This window comes from Streptomyces sp. NPDC056231 (genome assembly GCF_048270745.1).
In the GTDB taxonomy this organism is placed as follows: Bacteria; Actinomycetota; Actinomycetes; order Streptomycetales; family Streptomycetaceae; genus Streptomyces.
Genome location: NZ_JBLVKW010000017.1, coordinates 38,231 through 54,777 on the forward strand (window position 1 = coordinate 38,231; position 16,547 = coordinate 54,777).

Genomic DNA, 16,547 nt, shown 5'->3' on the forward strand with positions numbered 1-16,547 from the left:
CGGCCGGGGCGGCCCCCAGGGGCGAATGGCCATGGGGGCCAGGCGGAGTGCCGTCTGCCCGCCGCGGCGTGCCGGGGCGAGTGGGCGGCGGCGTTCAGTCCCCAAGTTCGGTGATCAGGCGGCCCACCATGGCCGACCATCTCACGGCCACGCCGCACTGGTTGAAGATCAAGTCAGTGCACTCCCGGCAGCACCGTTCCTGGTTCGGCCGGTGCGACTTCCACAGCCTCCGTCTTCGGGCTGCGCCGCTCCCGCTTGGCCACCCAGGTGGCGAACCAGGAGAGCAGCATGCACATCCCGATGTAGATCGGCGAGATCACCATCACGACGGGAATGAAGGGAAGACCGTAGTCGAGGTTGGACGCGATGAGTTTGCCCGCGTGGAGGAACTCCTCGTACGTGATCAGATAGCCGAGCGAAGTGTCCTTCAGTGCCACCACCAACTGGCTGATGATGGTGGGCAGCATGGCGCGAACCGCCTGCGGGGCCAGCACGAAGGTCATGACCTGCGTCTTGCGCATCCCCAGTGCGTACGCGGCCTCGCGCTGGCCGCGCTCCACCGAGTTGATGCCGGTACGGAACACCTCGGCGAGCACCGAGCCGTTGTAGAGGGTCAGTCCGGCGACCAGCGCGGGCAGCGGCTGCACCTTCAGCGCCACGAAGATGAAGAAGATCATCACCAGGACGGGCATGGCCCGGAAGAACTCCACGACGAGCGTCGCCAGCCGGCGCACCGCCCGGTGTTCGGAGAGCCGGCCGACGGCCAGGACCGCCCCGAGGGCCAGTGAGAGCCCAGCCGCCAAGGCGAACGCCTTGAGTGTGTTGCCGAGCCCGCGCAGCAGGAGCTCCTGGATGCCCTTGTACGCGAAGGGGGTCCACTTGGCGCTGGTGAACTGCTCCGTCACGAAGAGCAGATAGATGACCCAGCCGATCAGGGCGATGATCAGGACCGTCGAGACGATTCCGTACACGACGTGGCGTTTACGGGTCCGCGGGCCCGGGAGGTCGTAAAGCGCGGTGGCGGCCTGCGTGTGGGTCATCGGGCCACTCCGTAGCGCTTCTCCAGCGCGTTGAAGAGCGCGCTGATGGACAACGTGATGACGAGGTAGCCGACGGCGATCCAGACGAAGGTCCAGATGATGCTGTAGCCCAGCTCGTTGAGGGTCTTGTAGGTGCCGAGCAGTTCGGTGACGCTGAACGCCCCCGCGATCGCCGAGTTCTTGGCGAGGGCGATGAGCGTCGAACCGACCGGAGGGATCACCGAGCGGAACGCCTGCGGCAGCACCACGTTGCCCAGCGTCTGTCCGAAGGTCATTCCGAGACTGCGGGCCGCCTCGCCCTGCCCCTGCGGCACGGTGTTGATGCCGGAGCGGATCACCTCGCAGATGAATGCGGAGGTGTAGCAGCCGAGTGCGAGGATCGCGAAGACCTTGAACGGGAGGACCAGACCGAAGCGCGGCAGGCCGAGCAGGACGGCGAAGAAGAGCAGGGTCAGCGGGGTGTTGCGCAGCACCGTCACCCAGACGGTGCCGAACACTCGCAGCGAGCCGACGGGCGCCACCCGGAACGAGGCCATGACGAGGCCGAGGAGCAACGCCAGGATCGAGGCGTAGACGGTGAGTTCGAGGGTCCCGAGGAAGCCTTTGGCGTAGAGCGAGAAGTTCTGTGTGAGTACGTCCATGGTCGTGGACCGTCCCCTCAGGTCGCCGGGTAGCGGTCGATGGGCGGCGGAGTCGGCGCGGGCACTCCGGACAGGCCGAGCGTGGCCTCGAACGCCTTCTTCCAGTTGCCGTTCTTCTCGTTGGCCTCAAGGGCGTCGTTGAGCGCGAACCGGAGCGCGTTGTCACTGCGCGGGACGCCGATGCCGTACGGCTCCTCGGAAAACGGCTTGCCGACCACCTTCAGCTCCTTGGGCGCCTTGGCCGCGAAGCCCAGCAGGATGGCGTCGTCGGTGGTGACGGCGTCGACCTGGTACGTCAGCAGGTTGTCGACGCAGATCGAGTACGTGTCGTACGCGACCAGGATCGCCTTCGGGTAGTCGGCCGCGATGCGCTGGTACGGGGTCGAGCCCGCGGCCGAACAGACGGTCCTGCCGGCCAGGTCCTGCGGGCCGTTGATGTCGTGCTCGTCCGTACGGACGAGCAGGGACTGGCCCGCCATGAAATACGGTCCGGCGAACCCGACGAGCTTCTTTCGCATGGCGTTGATGGTGTAGGTGCCGACGTAGTAGTCGATCTGCCCATTCTGCAGCGCGGTCTCGCGGTTGGCGGAGGCGATCGTCCTGAAGCGGATCGTCTTCGGGTCGAAGCCGAGCGAGGCCGACATCATCCGGGCGATCTCGATGTCGAAACCGGAGTAGACACCCGTGGCCGGGTCCTTCTCGCCCAGATAGGGCTGGTCCTCCTTGGCCCCGACCTGGAGATAACCGCGCTTCCTGGCCCTGGTCCAGGTCGTCGACTCAGGCAGCCGGAATGCGGTGTCGACCTTGTAGACCGGCAGCTGGCCGGGCTTGGGCCCCTTCACCGGGGGGCTGCCCTCCTTCCCGCAGCCGACGGCGAGAACGGCCACCAGAAGGCCGGCGCAGGCGGCCAGAATTCTTCTCGTACGCAACAGGGAGCCTCCCGTCAGTGCTTGAGGATCTTGGACAGGAAGTCCTTGGCCCGGTCGGTCTCCGGGGCTGTGAAGAAGGCCTCCGGGGTGCGGTCCTCGATGATGCGGCCGTCGGCCATGAAGACCACGCGGTTGGCCGCGGAGCGGGCGAACCCCATCTCGTGGGTGACGACGACCATGGTCATGCCGTCCCGGGCCAGCTGCTGCATGACCTCCAGCACCTCGTTGATCATCTCCGGGTCGAGCGCCGAGGTCGGCTCGTCGAAGAGGAGGGCCTTGGGGTCCATGGCGAGGGCGCGGGCGATGGCCACCCGCTGCTGCTGACCGCCGGAGAGCTGGGCGGGGTACTTGTCCGCCTGGGAGGCGAGCCCGACCCGCTCCAGCAGCTCCCGGGACCGCAGGTCGCACTGGTCCTTCTTGCGCTTGCGGACCTTGAGCTGGGCGAGCGAGACATTGGCCAGCACGGTCTTGTGCGCGAAGAGATTGAAGGACTGGAAGACCATCCCGACTTCGGCCCGCAGCTCCGCGAGTCCCTTGCCCTCCTCCGGGAGGGGCCTGCCGTCGATGGCGATGTAGCCCGACTCGATCGTCTCGAGCCTGTTGATGGTCCGGCAGAGCGTCGATTTGCCGGAGCCGGAGGGGCCGATGACCACCACCACCTCCCCGCGGCCGACGGTGAGATTGATGTCCTGCAGTACGTGCAACTTTCCGTAGTACTTATTGACGTTCCGCAGCTCGATCAACGGATCGACGGCCATACGCTGCCCTACCCACTTGTCGCTGTGTCGAGGTCAGCGCAAACTATCCATCCCGGCAAGGGACTTCACACCCGACACGCACAAATGGGGTATAAGGCGTTTTATTCGGCTTTGGTCTTAGCCTTCGGCCGACTCCGCGTACACCTGCGAGAGCTCAGGGCTGCCGGCCATCGCCCAGTCGAGCCCGGCCTCGACGACATCGATCTCGCGCCCGGAGGCGAGCCGCACCACCGGCTGCCCGCTGGGCCAGATGTGCCAGACGGCGCCGGGGACGTTCCGCACCAGAACGGTGCCGAGGTACAGCCCGGCGTCATTACCCAGCCAGGGCAGCTCCTCCGGGTCGTCCCGCCAGCGGGGAGGCAGTTGGTCGAGCGCCGTCAACGAGGCTGGAGTGTCGTCGAGTTCGAGCCCCCGCTGCCCTGCTCGGACACGCAGCAGCTCGCACTCGGCGAGCAGCTCGGCCACGCCGTCCGGGTCGGCCTCGACGGCGGCCGCGAGGCCCGCTCCGTGCCTACCGTCGTGACGCTTACGCCAGTTGTCCAAGAAGGGGATGTTCATACCACTCAGGGTCGCATCCCGGCCCGGTTACGCACCACAGGCGCGCGGCCTGCCGTTCGAGTGCTGAACCAGGTGCGCACGCCCACCGCTGCGCCGCCGCGCGCACCGCACAACCGCCGGGCCGGCCGTCACACCCGCCCATTTTGTGAGCTCCTCTCAGCCGGGTACATGTGCAGGCCATTGTCTTTGAAGGGGTGGAGGCGGAGTGATCCGGACTGGTACCTTCGCCATCATGTCCAGCCCCGAGGCGAACAGACTCTAGCCACCGGTCCCGCCGGTGGCTGACCCGCTGTCGAGTCGATCCCGCACGGCCGATCAGGCCGGAGGATCGCTTCTGTCCGGCTGCCGCCGCAGGACCACCGCAGTGTGGGCTGCGCATCCCCGTATGCGCTCGTGCGCAGATTCCCGACCACGACGGCTCCTTGCCGCGTTGTCGCGTCACGTCCGTGAACAGACCTGACGTTCTTCCGCGTTGCCGCTCGACCTGTCGGGCGGGCGCGGCCCACACCCCTGCCTGGTCCGTCCTTCAGTCTGCCCATGGGGTTTCTTCATGCCATTTGCTGTCTACGCGCTCGGGCTCGCCGTCTTCGCCCAGGGCACTTCCGAGTTCATGTTGTCAGGTCTGGTCTCGGACATCGCCGACGACCTGCGCGTATCCATCCCGGCCGCGGGCTTGCTGACGTCGGCGTTCGCGGTCGGGATGGTGGTCGGCGCGCCCGCGATGGCGCTCCTCAGCCGGAACTGGCCCCGGCGTCGCGCGCTGCTGTTCTTCCTCTCCGTCTTCACCGCCGTCCATGTCATGGGCGCGGTCACACCCGGATACGGCGTGCTGCTGGCGACACGGGTCGTCGGAGCGCTGGCGAACGCTGGTTTCTGGGCCGTGGCGCTGGTGACCGCGGTCTCCGTGGCCGGACCCGGCGCCCGGGCTCGCGCCACGTCGGTCGTGGTCGGCGGTGTCACCGTCGCCTGTGTCGTGGGGGTGCCCGCCGGTGCGGTGCTGGGCGGGCACTGGGGGTGGCGCGCCGCGTTCTGGGCCGTCGCCCTCGTCTCCGTACCAGCCCTTGCGGTGATCGCCAGGACGATCCCCGGCGAGCGGGCCGAGTCCCACGCGGTGGGCGGGCATGCCGAACTGCGGTCCCTCACCGAGCCGCGGCTCGCTCTCACCCTGCTGACGAGCGCGCTCGTGCAGGGCGCGACCTTCTGCGCGTTCTCCTATCTGGAGCCGCTGGTCACCCGGGTCACGGGGATCGGCTCCGGGTGGGTGCCCGCCATGCTCGCACTGTTCGGGGTCGGCTCGTTCCTGGGTGTCACCGTCGCGGGCCGGATCGTCGATGCGCGACCGGTCGCCGTCACCACCACCGGGCTGGTGGCGCTCACCGCCGGCTGGGCCGGGCTCGCACTGGCCGCGGAGAGCCCGGTCGCGGTCGTCGCGCTCGTCCTGGTCCAGGGCATGCTCGCGTTCGGCACCGGAACAGCGCTGATCTCGCGGGTGCTCCAGTCGGCGTCCGGTGCGCCGACGCTGGCAGGCTCGTTCTCCACGGCCGCCTTCAACGTGGGCGGTGCGCTGGGGCCCTGGCTCGGCGGCGTCACGATCGGTGCGGGGTTCGGCTTCCGGTCGCCGCTGTGGGTGAGTGCGCTGCTGATGGTCCTGGCGCTCGGCGCGACCGCTGCGTGGACCGCATACGACGCCCCGTCCGGCGCTGAAGGGGCGGTGCGGTCCAGAGCTTCGCGAGCAGCCGGCAAGCGGGACAATGACAGGGATCACCGTATCGGCAACCACTGACCATCGGCCCGGGCCGATCTGAGATGCTCGCCCTCGTACGTGGGCGACCAGGGCGAACAGGGGAAGCGCATGACCGAGGACCGCGACGGCATGGTTGTCTACTGGCGGCCCGGCTGCCCGTACTGCATGAAGCTCCGCCTGCAGCTCCGGTTCACCCGCCTCAGGTACACCGAGGTCAACTTCTCGGCCGTAAACGACCGAGCTCGTTGGCTCGGTCGTCTACACCTTGTCGCGCTCCCGACTGCCCCCTACGACAGGGCGGTCACGGGTCGCATCTACCAGCCAGGGAGGTCAAGCCCTTTGTGGTACGGGTCCGTTGACGAGAACCCACGCCGAGCGTGCGCGGTTGCGCACGTTGACCCCGGCGACGTGATCGGCGGGGCCGGCGAGCCCGCACCGACGACAGGAGAACACGTCCCGGGTGGGACGGTTGTGTCTCGCTGTGTGCCCGCAACGCGGGCACATCTGCGAGGTGTAGCGGGCATCCACCGCGATCACCGGCACTCCGGCCCGCCGGGCCTTGTACCGGAGGTGTTCTTCGAGCTGGTGGAACGGCCAGGACGAGAGCGTGGCCCGCTGGTCGCGGGAAGGCCGTACCCGGTCACGGATGCCGCCCAGTTCTTCGAGGGCGATCCCGCGTCCGGTGCGTTGTGCGACGGCCACGATCTCCTTGCTGATCCTGTGGTTGATGTGCGCGGCGTGCCGGGACTCGCGCTTGGCCCGCCGCTTGGCGCGCCGGGTGGCGGAGCGGGTCCGCTTCGCCTGGAGTTCGGCGCGTTTGCGTGCGTGCCGGCGCCGGTAACGGCCAAGACGGCGGCCCTGGTAGTTGTCCCCGTCGGATGTGGTGGCGAGGTTGGCAATGCCCCGGTCCACGCCGATCCAGTCCGACGGGTCGGTGTTGAGCGGTGCTTCGGGGACTTCGCACGTGGAGATCAGGAACCACATACCGTCGCGGTGGACGAGATCCGACTCGCCTCGCCGGTACTTCGCCAGCGTCGCCAACTGGCCGGGGTGCCCGGTGTACCCGATGCCCTTGATCCGCCCGCCCACGGTCCAGATGCTGACGGTCCGCGCGTCGTGCTGCCACGACAGGATCCGGTCGTCATACGGCTGAGCCGCATCGGGACGGAAGGCGATCGGCTTCGACTCCGCACGCCTGCGCCGCCTCGATCCCTCGGGGCCGAGGTTCCCGGCCCGGATGTTCGCACGCAACGTCGTGTAGGCGTCAACGACCTTCTTCACCGTGCGGACGGCCGGTTGGGCAGCGAGCCCGAACTCGGCCTTCAGACGAGCGTAGACCAGCTTCTGCAACGCGTTGCGGGACGTGGTGCCGGTCTCCTAGGCCACCACCGATACGGCATCGGCCGCCCGGTTGCATGCAGGCAGGGTCGCAGCCAAAACCGTCGCCACCTCGGGCGACGGCAGCAGCTTCACCTGCACCACAATCTTCACCCCTCCAACCTAGCCCCGACCACTGACAACACCCGAAAGCACAGGTCACGGCAGGTACGCAGAGAACTCCGCCGCTTCACAGCTCCGCTCCAAGGACCCATTCCTCCCCGGCCTGAAGGCCGGGGCATCCTGCGAGAAATCAGGTGAACATCTGGCGGGATCCCGAGGCTGCGGCGTTCGTCCGCTCGGTCGCCGACGGAAACGAGACCGTTCCGACGGTGTCCGTGGCGGGGCACGCGATGGTCAACCCGTCCAAGCGGCAGGTGCTCGACGCGGTCCGGGCCCATGCGCCGCAGCTGGAGACGTCGTAGGGTACGGGTCTGCATGTCCCCCAGGACGTTGCTCATCAAGGCGCCATGGTGCGCCGGGGTCAGCGAACGTCACCGGACGGCGGTCACAGGTCCAGGTCGACGACCACCGGCGCATGATCGGACGCACCCTTGCCCTTGCGCTCCTCGCGGTCCACATAGCTGTCCTTGACCGCCGCCGTGAAGGGGGCGTTGCCGTAGACCAGGTCGATCCGCATGCCCTTGTTCTTCGGGAAGCGCAGCTCGCGGTAGTCCCAGAAGGTGTACGGGCGGTCGTACTTGAGCGGGCGCGGCATCACGTCCGAGAGGCCCTCCGCGCGGAGGGTGGCGAGGGCAGCGCGCTCGGCGGGGGTGACATGCGTGGCACCCTCGAACAGGGCGGGGTCCCAGACGTCCTCGTCGGTCGGCGCCACGTTGAAGTCGCCGAGGACCGCGAACGGCTGGGAGCCCGCGGCGTCGGGGGCGACCGCTCTCTGCAGGGCCTCGAACCAGCGCAGCTTGTAGGCGTAGTGCTCGTGGGCGACCTCGCGGCCGTTCGGCACGTACACCGACCAGAGACGGACCGGGCCGCAGGTCGCCGAGATCGCCCGGGGCTCCTGCACGCCCTCGTAATCGGGGCCGCCGGGCAGCCCCGTGACGACGTCGGCCAGTCCGGCCCGGGAGACCAGCGCGACGCCGTTCCACCGGCCCGTGGCGTTGACTGCGGACTCGTAGCCGAGCTCGCGCAGCTCGTCCGCCGGGAACTGCTCGGCCGCGCATTTGGTCTCCTGGATGCACAGCACGTCCGTGCCGGTGCTCTCCAGCCAGGCCAGCAGCCGCGGGAGGCGGGCGGTGATCGAATTGACGTTCCACGTGGCGATGCGCATGTAGGTAAACCTAGCGGCTCCCACTGACAGTCGCCGGACCGGCGCCGGTCACAGGCCGGTCGAGTCACCCGGGGTCAGCCGGCCGTGGTCGGTGCCGCCGAGGCTGCCGATCTGCCGGTCGTAGATCGGGCGGGCGAGATCGGTGAGCAGCGCGTCGTGGATGTCGATGGCGCGCCTCGGCTTGACCTCGCGTACGTAGTCGATGACCTCGGAGATCTTGTTCCAGGGTGCCATCACCGGGAGCATCAGGGTGTCGACGGGGTGGTCGGGCACGGTGAGCGCATCGCCCGGGTGGAAGAGCGAACCGTCCACCAGGAAGCCGATGTTGGTGATCCGCGGGATGTCGGGGTGGATCACCGCGTGCAGTTCGCCGTGCACCTGTACGTCGAAGCCGGCCGCGGAGAACGTGTCCCCGTGCCCGACGGTGTGAACGCGCCCGGGGAACGCCGCGGAGAGCTGGTCGGCGACGCTGCGCAGGGTCCAGATCTGCGCGGCCGGGTTGGCCTCCATACCGGCCCGCAGCCGGTTCTCGTCGAAGTGGTCGGCATGCTCGTGCGTCACCAGCAGCGCGTCGGCGCCCAGTGCCGCGTCCTCCTCCGAGAAGCCGCCCGGGTCGATGACCAGCGTCCGCCCGTCCTTTTCCAGGCGGATGCAGGCGTGCGTCTTCTTCGTCAGGGTCAGGTGCACGGGGTTCGCAGCGTTCATGGTCCCCATCCTGCTACGGGTGGGGCCGGGTTTCTTCCTGAATCACGGTCTGGGCGATCGTGAACGCGGCGCCCGCGGCCGGTATGCCGCAGTAGACGGCGGTCTGCAGCAGCACCTCCTTGATCTCCGCGGGGGTCAGCCCGTTGCGCAGGGCTGCCCTGATATGCGCGGCCAGGCTCTCCAGATGGCCTGAGGTGACCAGCGCGGTGAGCGTGATGCAGCTGCGGGTGCGGCGGTCCAGGACCTCGCGGGTCCAGGTCTCCCCCCAGGCGTAGCGCGTGACGAGCTCCTGGAACTCGCCGGTGAACTCGTCGGAGGTGGCCATGACCCGGTCGACATGGGCGTTGCCGAGCACCTCGCGGCGTACCTTCATGCCCGGTTCGTACGGGTCGGCGCGGCCGCCGGTCACGGCCTCCGGCTGATCCGCGGCGGGGGCGATCTCCGCGACGGGCAGCACGGGGGCGGAGAGCGCGGGGCCGGTGCTGGGGACAGGGATGGCGAGGAGGGTGTCCTGCCAGCTCGTCGAGAAGTGGGTGACGAGCAGGTCGGTGACGGCGGCGGGCTGCTCGACCGGGGCGAGGTGCGAGGCTCCGGGGACGAGGGCGAGCCGGGCGTCCGGTATGCCCGCGACCAGGGTCCGGGCCTCGGCGGGCCCGGTGACCCGGTCCTCTGCGCCGACCAGCACGAGGGTCGGGACGCCGATGCGGCTGAGTTCGGTACGGATGTCGAAGGCGGCGAGCGCCTCGCAGGCGGCGATGTAACAGCCGGGGTCGGTGGTGCGGACCATCTGGACGGCCCACTCGACAATCGCGGACTGGGCGGCGGCGAAGCCGGGGGTGAACCAGTGTTCGGGCGCGCTGCGGGCTATCGGCTCCAGGCCGTTGGTGCGGACGACCACCCCGCGCTGCCGGAACTCGTCGGCGCTGCCGAACCGGGGCGAGGCGGCGACCAGGGCCAGCGAGGCGACCCGGTGCGGATGGCGCAGCGCGAGGTCGGCGCCGATCGCGCCGCCGATGGAGCAGCCCACGTACCCGAAGCGCTGGACACCGAGACCGTCGAGGGTGGCCAGCAGCCGGTCGGAGAGCTCACCGACGGCGGTGGCCGGGTGCGCCAGGGCGCCGCCGTGGCCCGGCAGGTCGAAGCGGAAGATCCGCCAGTGCTGGGAGAGCTCCGGTATCTGCCGGTCCCACATGTGCCATGTGGTACCGAGTGAGGGACCGATCACCAGGATCGGTGCGTCGTCTGGCCCGTCAAAGCGGTATTGCAGGGTGTTCGGTGGTGTCTCGCTCATCCGTCCGACCCTCTCATGTATCACGAAATCTCACTTCGCCGGGGCGAACCTAAGGGCTGTCCCGTAATCCCTGGTGGATCAGCGCGCGGCGTCAGATGCGGTGCATCGCAAGGCGGAGGGGCGTCCTCATACTGAGCGTATTCGGGCGTTCCGACAACGCAGCGAGGTGGCGCAACTGTCGTCGTGCGCCCGCCAGGCATTACGGGACAGCCCTTAGCGGGTCTTGTCCGGACGCCGGCCGACGCACGTGCGCGCGGATGCGGTCACGGTCGTCGGGGAAGGCGCTCTCCCATGTCGGCGGCGAGAGGCGCCTCCGTTCACCTGAAGAATTCCTTAACCGGGCACGAACACATGCGTCCATGCTGATCAGGGAGGTGGACCGGCCCGGACAGTACGGGGCCGGAGCAGCCGCCCTCGCACGGCGCAGGGTCGGCGGCGGTGACAAGGAGGTCTGGCTGATGATGTCCCGAAGACGCTTGCGGCATGCTCCGGTGCTGACCGTGACGCTGCTCATGACGCTCGCCGCAGCCGGGTGCGGCGGTTCCGACGACGGGGCTCCCTCGGCTGCCGACCGGCCGCGGTCGGACACCACGGACCGCACAGGCGACAGCGGCGGAGCCCCGGCGAAAAGGCCGCCGGCGGAGCCCTGCGGGCTCATCTCCGTCCAGGAGGTCCAGCAGTTGGGAGGCGTGTCCGTCACGGCGAAGACGAGCGAGTTCAACACCACGGGCTGCGAGTACTCGCACGAAGGGGTGCTGATCTCCTCGACCGTACAGGGCCACGAAGCCAAGGCCTTCGCCGACGACATGCTCGCGGGAGCCCACAAGAAGCCGCTCTCCGGCGTGGGCGAGGAGGCCTACTCCTACGACGCCTCCGATCACGGGACCTTCGCCGTGCTCTTCCGGAAGTCGGGGACCTGGGTGGCGATGACCGTGGTGGCGGACAGGGCGGACAACGCCGGGCGGCTGAACGAACTCGCCCGGACGGTGGCCGCGCGCATCTGACACCGGCAGCCGGGCCCGCGCCGGCCCACACCCCACGAGCACGGCGCGGTCGGCGGGGGCACGTGCCGGGGGTGGGGGCCGGGCACGGGCGGAAGTGCTGTCGTGCCGCGCGGCCCGTTCCCGGGACCCACCTTGTCCGGCCGTACCGGAGCCCTGCACGTCCGCGTGCGAGACGAGGCGGTGGTGGAGCACTCCACGAGGCCGTCTGCCGCCGTTGCCCTGCAGCCGCAGCGACCACGAGAGACGACGCAGCGACCGGTGGCCCGAAGGATTCCTGAACAGGGCACGAACACTCCAGTTGATGACGGTCCAGGGGTACGGCGCCGCGCGCGTCGGCCATGGCGAACGGATTCACGACATGAGAGGTATCCGGCTGCTGTCGGCTGTGTCACGGGGGGCTGCGGCCCTCCGCGCGGAGTGGGCCGTGAGCGCGCCGCGCCTGGGGAGGCGGGCCGCGCCGCTTGCGATTGCGTTCCTCCTGACCACCACGGCGGCATGCGGTGGCGCATCCGGGCGTGAGCACGAGGGCTCCGGTCCGACCGACACGTCCGAGGCCGCGCTCACCTACGGGACCCGGCCGGTCCGCGATCCGTCGATCACCTACCAACCCGACGTCGTGATCGTCGAGGGCGGACCGCGAGCGATCCGGTCGGCATCCAGTGACGGTCTGACCTGGACCATCGACGGAAAAGCCCGCGGTGCCCAGGAGGTCCGGCTCGGAAAGGTCCTGTACGCCACCAGCCGTGCGGTGGGGCGGGTGCAGAAGGTGCGCCGGGTGCACGGAGACGTCGTGGCCACCCTGGGCCCGGTGGAGTTCACCGAGGTCTTCCGCGACGCCCACCTCACCCTCGACCAGGACATCGACGATGGCGCGCTCCACTACCTGGAGATCCCGGACCTGCCCGGGGCGGTGACCGTGTCTGCGGATGCCTCGACGGACGCTGCGACAGAGGCCGAGAAGGGCGCTGCCAAGGACGCCGCGCGGGATGTTCCGACGACGGCGCGGACGATCGGACAGACGTCGGTGCGCGCCGCGCATTCGGGGCGCGTCGGCACCGTGGTCGCACCGGGACCGGTCCGGGTCGCCGCGGCGGCCGGGGGCACGCTGCCGCCGGCCAGGTCGAGCAGCGTCGCGGCGGATCTCGGGGAATGGAAGGCCCAGCCGTACCGCAGCCCGGGGGCGTTCGGCCTGAAGTTCAATCACAAGGCCGCGGCGGGGCTCAAGGTCTTTGTCGACTTCTCGCTGAAGACGGAGAAGCTGCACGTCCGTTCCGATGTACCGATCTCCGGTGGTCGGGTCGCCGACGGGGCCACGTTCGCCGTCGAGGGGATCAAAAGCGTCGCGATCAGTATCGCCGCCGGTGCGGCCAACGGTGTCATCGACAACTCGAAGATCCGGGCCGAGGTACCGGTCCAGATGACCCTGCCGATCGCGGGGACCCCGTTCGCCTTCGACATCAGCTGGAAGTTCAGTGTCGCCACCGCACTCGGTGGCAACAACACCACGGTGACCGCCGGCGGTGAGTGGGGGCTCGACGGTGCCATCGGCATGGTCAACGGATCGATCGTCACCCCGAAGCTCTCGGTGATCAAAAGCATCATGGACTCGGTCACCGGAATCTCCGTCGGAGTCAGCGGCATCGCCACCGCCGTCGAGTTCAAGGTCCAGGTCGGAATCGGTGTGCCCGCCGCCTTCGCCGGTCCCTACGCCAAGCTCGTCATGGACTTCGGGGTGACCAACGGCTCGGCCCTCGGCGCCCCACTGACCCGCTGCGTCGGAGCGACGCTGGACGGCAAGGTCGGCGGGGGCGTGGGAGTCTCCGTCTCCGCCGTGGCCATGGCCGCCCTCAAGAAGCTCCTGCCCACGATGAAGTTCCAGCTGCTGCAGGAGAGCCTGACACCTTTCGTCCACAGACAGCAGACGCTGCCGGACGTACCGCTGTGCAAGTCCTGACACCGAAACGAAGGCAGACAGTGAGGATCCCGATGAACCGCAACCGCAGCCGCCCGCCGTCGCCACTGGTGCCCCTGGCTGTGCTCGCCTTGCTCGCGCTGTCCGGGTGCGGCGGCCACGGGCAGTCCTCGACAGCCGGCCCCTCGTCGGCCGAGCCGGCCACGGCAACCCGGACTCCGGAGAAGAGCCCCGAGGCGCCGTCGCCGAATGGGGCAGCCGTCGACCCCTGCGCCCTGGTGACCAAGCAGGATGCCGAGAAGCTGGCCGGAACAGCGCTCGACCCCGCGACGCCGGTACGGGAGACCTGCACCTACACGGGTCCTGTCACCGGGCCGACGGCCCAGGTGGAGATCTTCGTCGGGGACGGTGCGAAGAAATACCTCGACATCGAACGCGACCTCGGACACACGCTCAGGCCACTGGCCGGTATCGGCGACGAGGCGTACGCCGAGGACGAGGCGGTCTTCCTCCGCAAGTCCGACCGGTGGGTGTCGATCCGTCTGGTGCGGCTCAACGACCCGGCGGAGAACCGCACACCGCTGGAAGAGCTGGCCCGAAAGGTGGCCACCGGGCTCTGACCCGTGTCCGCCGTGCGCACGGGTCCCATCCACAAGAGCCCCCGCGACCCTACCCGTCGCTGTCGTTCTCGTCGTGCTGCTGTTCATCCTCGCCTTCGTCGTGCCCTACAACACCGGCCCGGCGCAGGCATCGTCTCCTGGGCGCTGCTCCTGATGCTGATGGGCAGACTGAACGGCGAGCGCGGCACCCGGCGGGGCGTCGAGGTCGCGGGCCGCCGGCCGGGTGTGCCTGAACACCTCGCCGCGAGTGGGCTGTTCGGCCGGCAGCCCGCCGTCTCGGTCACCCTGTGGGGCCGGCATCCGGCTTACGCAGCGGCGCTCGGCCTCGCCCCACGCACGGTGGCCCTCCCGGTCGGCGGCGCCGCCGACCACAGGCTGCCACCGCCGACTCCACGGTGAGATGGGCCACGTCCCACCCGTCGAGTCTGAGACCCATCACTACATGAAATCCACGAAACCCCAGGTCACAACCACATCCGACATCTCTACCGAACCCGGGCGGTTCAGAGTATCCTGACGCGGTGACCACCGGCGCGGGAGGGGCGGCGGGCGCTGACCGGGTGCGCGGCCCCGATACTGTCGCGCGACTGGCGGAGTCGGCCCTGCGACAGGGGCAGTACAACGAGGCGCTGCGGCATGTCGCGACGCTCCCGGCGGGCACGCTGCTGCCTGCCGAACTGGCCTGGAGGCTCGGCCGCGTACTCCATCAGCGGGGCGAGTTCGAGGGCGCCGAGTCGCTGTACGAACGCGCGGCCGCCGATGCCGGGGACACCGGCGCGGACCAGGCCCAGTTGCTGGCCGGCCGGTCCGCAGCTCGCTGGGCCCGTGGGGACCGGACGCGGGCACGGAGCCTCGCCGACGAGGCGGTACGGGCGGCCGAGCAGAGCCGCGACGACGCTGCGCTGGCGGCGGCCTACCTCGCCCAGGCGCTGGCCGCCTTCAGTGAGGGCGACCGCGCCGCCAACGAACACGCCTACGCCAGGGCCTTCGCGGCGGCCGAACGGGCCGGGGACATGGGCCTGCAGCTGCGGATCCGCTCCAACGTCGGCTCCCGCCTGGTCGAGGAGGGGCGTCTGCGCGAGGCGGTCGACGCCCTCACCGAGGCGATCCGCCTCGGTGAGGGCGCCCCCCAGCAGACGGTGCTCGCACTGGCCCTGCACAACCGCGCCGAGGCCTGGCTGGGGCTCAGCGATCTCAACGCCGCCCGCGCCGACGCCGATCGCGCGCTCACCCTGTGGCAGCGGGAGGGCTCACCGCTGGCCGCGTTCGGACTGCTGATGATCGCCCGGGTGCACCTGACCCGGGGCTCCGCCTGGCAGGCGACGGCGACCTACCGCGAGGCCGTGGCGATGGCCGAGCCGGACGGCAACTCCCAGGTAGTGGCGCAGGCATGGGCGGGGCTCGCGCGCACCTGCTACGCCGACGATCCGGGCGAGGCGGCGCGATACGCGGAGTTGTCCCTCACGCTTCCGAGCGCCGCCGGGCCGGTCATCGGCGAGTTGGCCGCAGGCTGGGTCGCACTGTGCAGCGGAGACACCGCCTCGGCCGCCCAGTACGCCGCAGACGTCCGCGCGGAGGCCGGCCGCCGCCGCGACCCGGCCGGGCTGGCCGAGGCGATGGAACTCGCCGCGCTCGCCGCATACCGGGGTGATTCGGCCGCGATGCCGGGGCGCCCTACCGCACGCCGTGCCGCCGGGCTGGTGGAGGCGGCCGCGGTCTGGGCCGACACGGGCAACGAGGTGGCACTGGCCACCAACGCGCTGCTACGGGCGCGCCACGCGGGCGACCGGCTGTCCGAGGACGTCGCCTGGCAGCGGCTGCACCGGCTGGGAGTGTGCGACGACATCTGGCACATCGCCGGGCCGCTGGCGGCCATCGGTCCACCGCCGGTCCCCGAGGTCGCCGTGCAGACCCTGGGCCACTTGGCGGTACTGCTCTCCGGAACGCCCGTCCCCCCGGCCGGATGGCAGTCGCGGAAGGCCCGTGAGCTCGTCAAGGTGCTGGCGGGTCAGCTGGGAAGACCGGTCACCCGGACCGCGCTCGCCGCCCTGTTGTGGCCGCACACACCTTCGGAGGTGGCCAACCGCCGCCTGTCGGTGCTGATTTCGACGGTGCGCGCGGTCCTCGACCCGGCGCGGCGGCATCCGGCCAACCGCTTTCTGGTCACAGATCCCTCCAGCGTGCGGCTCAACACGGAGCACGTCGTCCTCGACACGGTCCGGTTCTACGACGCGGCCCGTGCGGCCATCGCGGCGAACGCCGCGCTCGAGGGAAGCCGGGACACGGCGGCCGGCGTCGACATGGTGGCGCGCCTGGAAGTGGTCGTCGGCATGTACACCGGTGACTTCGGCGACGACGGCGAGCTCACCGAGGAGTGGATCGACCGCCCGCGCGCGGCCTTCGCCGAGCTGCACCGCGACGTCGTCCGTACCCTCGCCCGGCGCTGCCTGCGGCTGGACCGCTGCGACGCGGCAGCCGGCTGGTACCTGCGCCTGATCGGCGAGGACGGCTACGACGAGTCGGCCCACCTCGAGCTGATCGCCGCGCTCTCCGCGGCGGGCCGGCACGGCGAAGCCCGCCGCCGCTACCGGGACTACGCCAAGCGCATGCACGAGATCGATGTCCGCCCCGTCCCCTTCCCCACGGCGTGACGGTCCGGGCGAGTAGCCCGCAGGCGTAC

16 protein-coding genes are annotated in these 16,547 nt (G+C 69.9%); 7 read left to right on the top strand and 9 right to left on the bottom strand.

The window, feature by feature from the left end; translation table 11 throughout:
* Positions 1-173: 173 nt before the first annotated feature.
* The 5 genes from ACNPQM_RS16150 to ACNPQM_RS16170 all read right to left on the bottom strand — a co-directional run bounded on the left by ACNPQM_RS16150 (position 174) and on the right by ACNPQM_RS16170 (position 3,926).
* Entirely contained in the window at positions 174-1,040 is an 867-nt protein-coding gene (locus ACNPQM_RS16150) for an amino acid ABC transporter permease (protein WP_358859409.1), read from the bottom strand.
* Positions 1,037-1,681: an amino acid ABC transporter permease gene (locus ACNPQM_RS16155; protein WP_358859410.1), complete on the bottom strand. Its 645-nt coding sequence runs from the start codon at positions 1,679-1,681 to the stop codon at positions 1,037-1,039. The genes ACNPQM_RS16150 and ACNPQM_RS16155 overlap by 4 nt, the downstream gene beginning before the upstream one ends.
* 17 nt (positions 1,682-1,698) lie before the next feature.
* Entirely contained in the window at positions 1,699-2,610 is a 912-nt protein-coding gene (locus ACNPQM_RS16160; RefSeq protein ID WP_358859411.1) for a glutamate ABC transporter substrate-binding protein, read from the bottom strand.
* Positions 2,611-2,624: 14 nt separating this feature from the next.
* A complete protein-coding gene (locus ACNPQM_RS16165) occupies positions 2,625-3,368 on the bottom strand; it encodes an amino acid ABC transporter ATP-binding protein (protein WP_358859412.1) in 744 nt (247 codons plus the stop codon).
* Between the two features lie 117 nt (positions 3,369-3,485).
* Positions 3,486-3,926 carry a DUF6278 family protein gene (locus tag ACNPQM_RS16170; protein ID WP_358859413.1) on the bottom strand — a complete coding sequence of 147 codons (441 nt, stop codon included), beginning with the start codon at positions 3,924-3,926 and terminating at the stop codon, positions 3,486-3,488.
* Positions 3,927-4,476: 550 nt separating this feature from the next.
* Here ACNPQM_RS16170 and ACNPQM_RS16175 point away from each other — a divergent pair.
* Entirely contained in the window at positions 4,477-5,709 is a 1,233-nt protein-coding gene (locus tag ACNPQM_RS16175; RefSeq protein WP_418084529.1) for a Cmx/CmrA family chloramphenicol efflux MFS transporter, read from the top strand.
* Positions 5,710-6,000: 291 nt separating this feature from the next.
* On the opposite strand, the gene ACNPQM_RS16180 is transcribed toward ACNPQM_RS16175, so the two are convergent.
* Positions 6,001-7,020 (bottom strand): RNA-guided endonuclease InsQ/TnpB family protein, encoded by a 1,020-nt coding sequence (locus ACNPQM_RS16180; protein WP_418084530.1) that lies wholly within the window; start codon positions 7,018-7,020, stop codon positions 6,001-6,003.
* 284 nt (positions 7,021-7,304) lie between these two features.
* Between ACNPQM_RS16180 and ACNPQM_RS16185 the strand changes: the two genes are divergently transcribed.
* Entirely contained in the window at positions 7,305-7,472 is a 168-nt protein-coding gene (locus ACNPQM_RS16185) for a hypothetical protein (RefSeq protein ID WP_418084531.1), read from the top strand.
* Positions 7,473-7,555: 83 nt separating this feature from the next.
* Here ACNPQM_RS16185 and ACNPQM_RS16190 read toward each other — a convergent pair whose 3' ends face one another.
* From ACNPQM_RS16190 to ACNPQM_RS16200, 3 genes are read right to left on the bottom strand one after another with little or no spacing between them, the layout of a single operon-like run.
* The gene (locus ACNPQM_RS16190) at positions 7,556-8,335 is read right to left on the bottom strand and encodes an exodeoxyribonuclease III (RefSeq protein ID WP_358859416.1); all 780 of its coding nucleotides are present in this window, start codon (positions 8,333-8,335) and stop codon (positions 7,556-7,558) included.
* A gap of 48 nt (positions 8,336-8,383) precedes the next feature.
* On the bottom strand, positions 8,384-9,040 hold the full coding sequence (locus tag ACNPQM_RS16195) for an MBL fold metallo-hydrolase (protein ID WP_358859417.1): 657 nt from the start codon (positions 9,038-9,040) through the stop codon (positions 8,384-8,386).
* A gap of 13 nt (positions 9,041-9,053) precedes the next feature.
* Positions 9,054-10,331 (bottom strand): alpha/beta fold hydrolase, encoded by a 1,278-nt coding sequence (locus tag ACNPQM_RS16200; protein WP_358859418.1) that lies wholly within the window; start codon positions 10,329-10,331, stop codon positions 9,054-9,056.
* 359 nt (positions 10,332-10,690) lie between these two features.
* Between ACNPQM_RS16200 and ACNPQM_RS16205 the strand changes: the two genes are divergently transcribed.
* The 5 genes from ACNPQM_RS16205 (at position 10,691) to ACNPQM_RS16225 (ending at position 16,518) form a co-directional block, all read left to right on the top strand.
* Positions 10,691-11,335 (top strand): DUF3558 family protein, encoded by a 645-nt coding sequence (locus ACNPQM_RS16205; protein WP_418084532.1) that lies wholly within the window; start codon positions 10,691-10,693, stop codon positions 11,333-11,335.
* Positions 11,336-11,759: 424 nt separating this feature from the next.
* On the top strand, positions 11,760-13,289 hold the full coding sequence (locus tag ACNPQM_RS16210; protein WP_418084533.1) for a hypothetical protein: 1,530 nt from the start codon (positions 11,760-11,762) through the stop codon (positions 13,287-13,289).
* Between the two features lie 32 nt (positions 13,290-13,321).
* A complete protein-coding gene (locus ACNPQM_RS16215; RefSeq protein WP_418084534.1) occupies positions 13,322-13,867 on the top strand; it encodes a DUF3558 family protein in 546 nt (181 codons plus the stop codon).
* 159 nt (positions 13,868-14,026) lie between these two features.
* Positions 14,027-14,266 carry a hypothetical protein gene (locus ACNPQM_RS16220; protein ID WP_358859422.1) on the top strand — a complete coding sequence of 80 codons (240 nt, stop codon included), beginning with the start codon at positions 14,027-14,029 and terminating at the stop codon, positions 14,264-14,266.
* A 122-nt stretch (positions 14,267-14,388) separates the two neighbouring features.
* Complete coding sequence (locus ACNPQM_RS16225) at positions 14,389-16,518, top strand: BTAD domain-containing putative transcriptional regulator (RefSeq protein ID WP_418084535.1); 2,130 nt, start codon at positions 14,389-14,391, stop codon at positions 16,516-16,518.
* Positions 16,519-16,547 lie beyond the last annotated feature (29 nt).

What these genes read in the sequence shown, in the direction of transcription:
- ACNPQM_RS16220 (WP_358859422.1), top strand. Translation starts at nt 14,027, where the DNA reads ATGGGCAGACTGAACGGCGAGCGCGGCACCCGGCGGGGCGTCGAGGTC.
- ACNPQM_RS16205 (WP_418084532.1), top strand. Translation starts at nt 10,691, where the DNA reads ATGCTGATCAGGGAGGTGGACCGGCCCGGACAGTACGGGGCCGGAGCA.
- ACNPQM_RS16175 (WP_418084529.1), top strand. Translation starts at nt 4,477, where the DNA reads ATGCCATTTGCTGTCTACGCGCTCGGGCTCGCCGTCTTCGCCCAGGGC.
- ACNPQM_RS16215 (WP_418084534.1), top strand. Translation starts at nt 13,322, where the DNA reads ATGAACCGCAACCGCAGCCGCCCGCCGTCGCCACTGGTGCCCCTGGCT.
- ACNPQM_RS16150 (WP_358859409.1), bottom strand. Translation starts at nt 1,040, where the DNA reads ATGACCCACACGCAGGCCGCCACCGCGCTTTACGACCTCCCGGGCCCG.
- ACNPQM_RS16195 (WP_358859417.1), bottom strand. Translation starts at nt 9,040, where the DNA reads ATGAACGCTGCGAACCCCGTGCACCTGACCCTGACGAAGAAGACGCAC.
- ACNPQM_RS16170 (WP_358859413.1), bottom strand. Translation starts at nt 3,926, where the DNA reads ATGAACATCCCCTTCTTGGACAACTGGCGTAAGCGTCACGACGGTAGG.
- ACNPQM_RS16200 (WP_358859418.1), bottom strand. Translation starts at nt 10,331, where the DNA reads ATGAGCGAGACACCACCGAACACCCTGCAATACCGCTTTGACGGGCCA.
- ACNPQM_RS16155 (WP_358859410.1), bottom strand. Translation starts at nt 1,681, where the DNA reads ATGGACGTACTCACACAGAACTTCTCGCTCTACGCCAAAGGCTTCCTC.
- ACNPQM_RS16165 (WP_358859412.1), bottom strand. Translation starts at nt 3,368, where the DNA reads ATGGCCGTCGATCCGTTGATCGAGCTGCGGAACGTCAATAAGTACTAC.
- ACNPQM_RS16190 (WP_358859416.1), bottom strand. Translation starts at nt 8,335, where the DNA reads ATGCGCATCGCCACGTGGAACGTCAATTCGATCACCGCCCGCCTCCCG.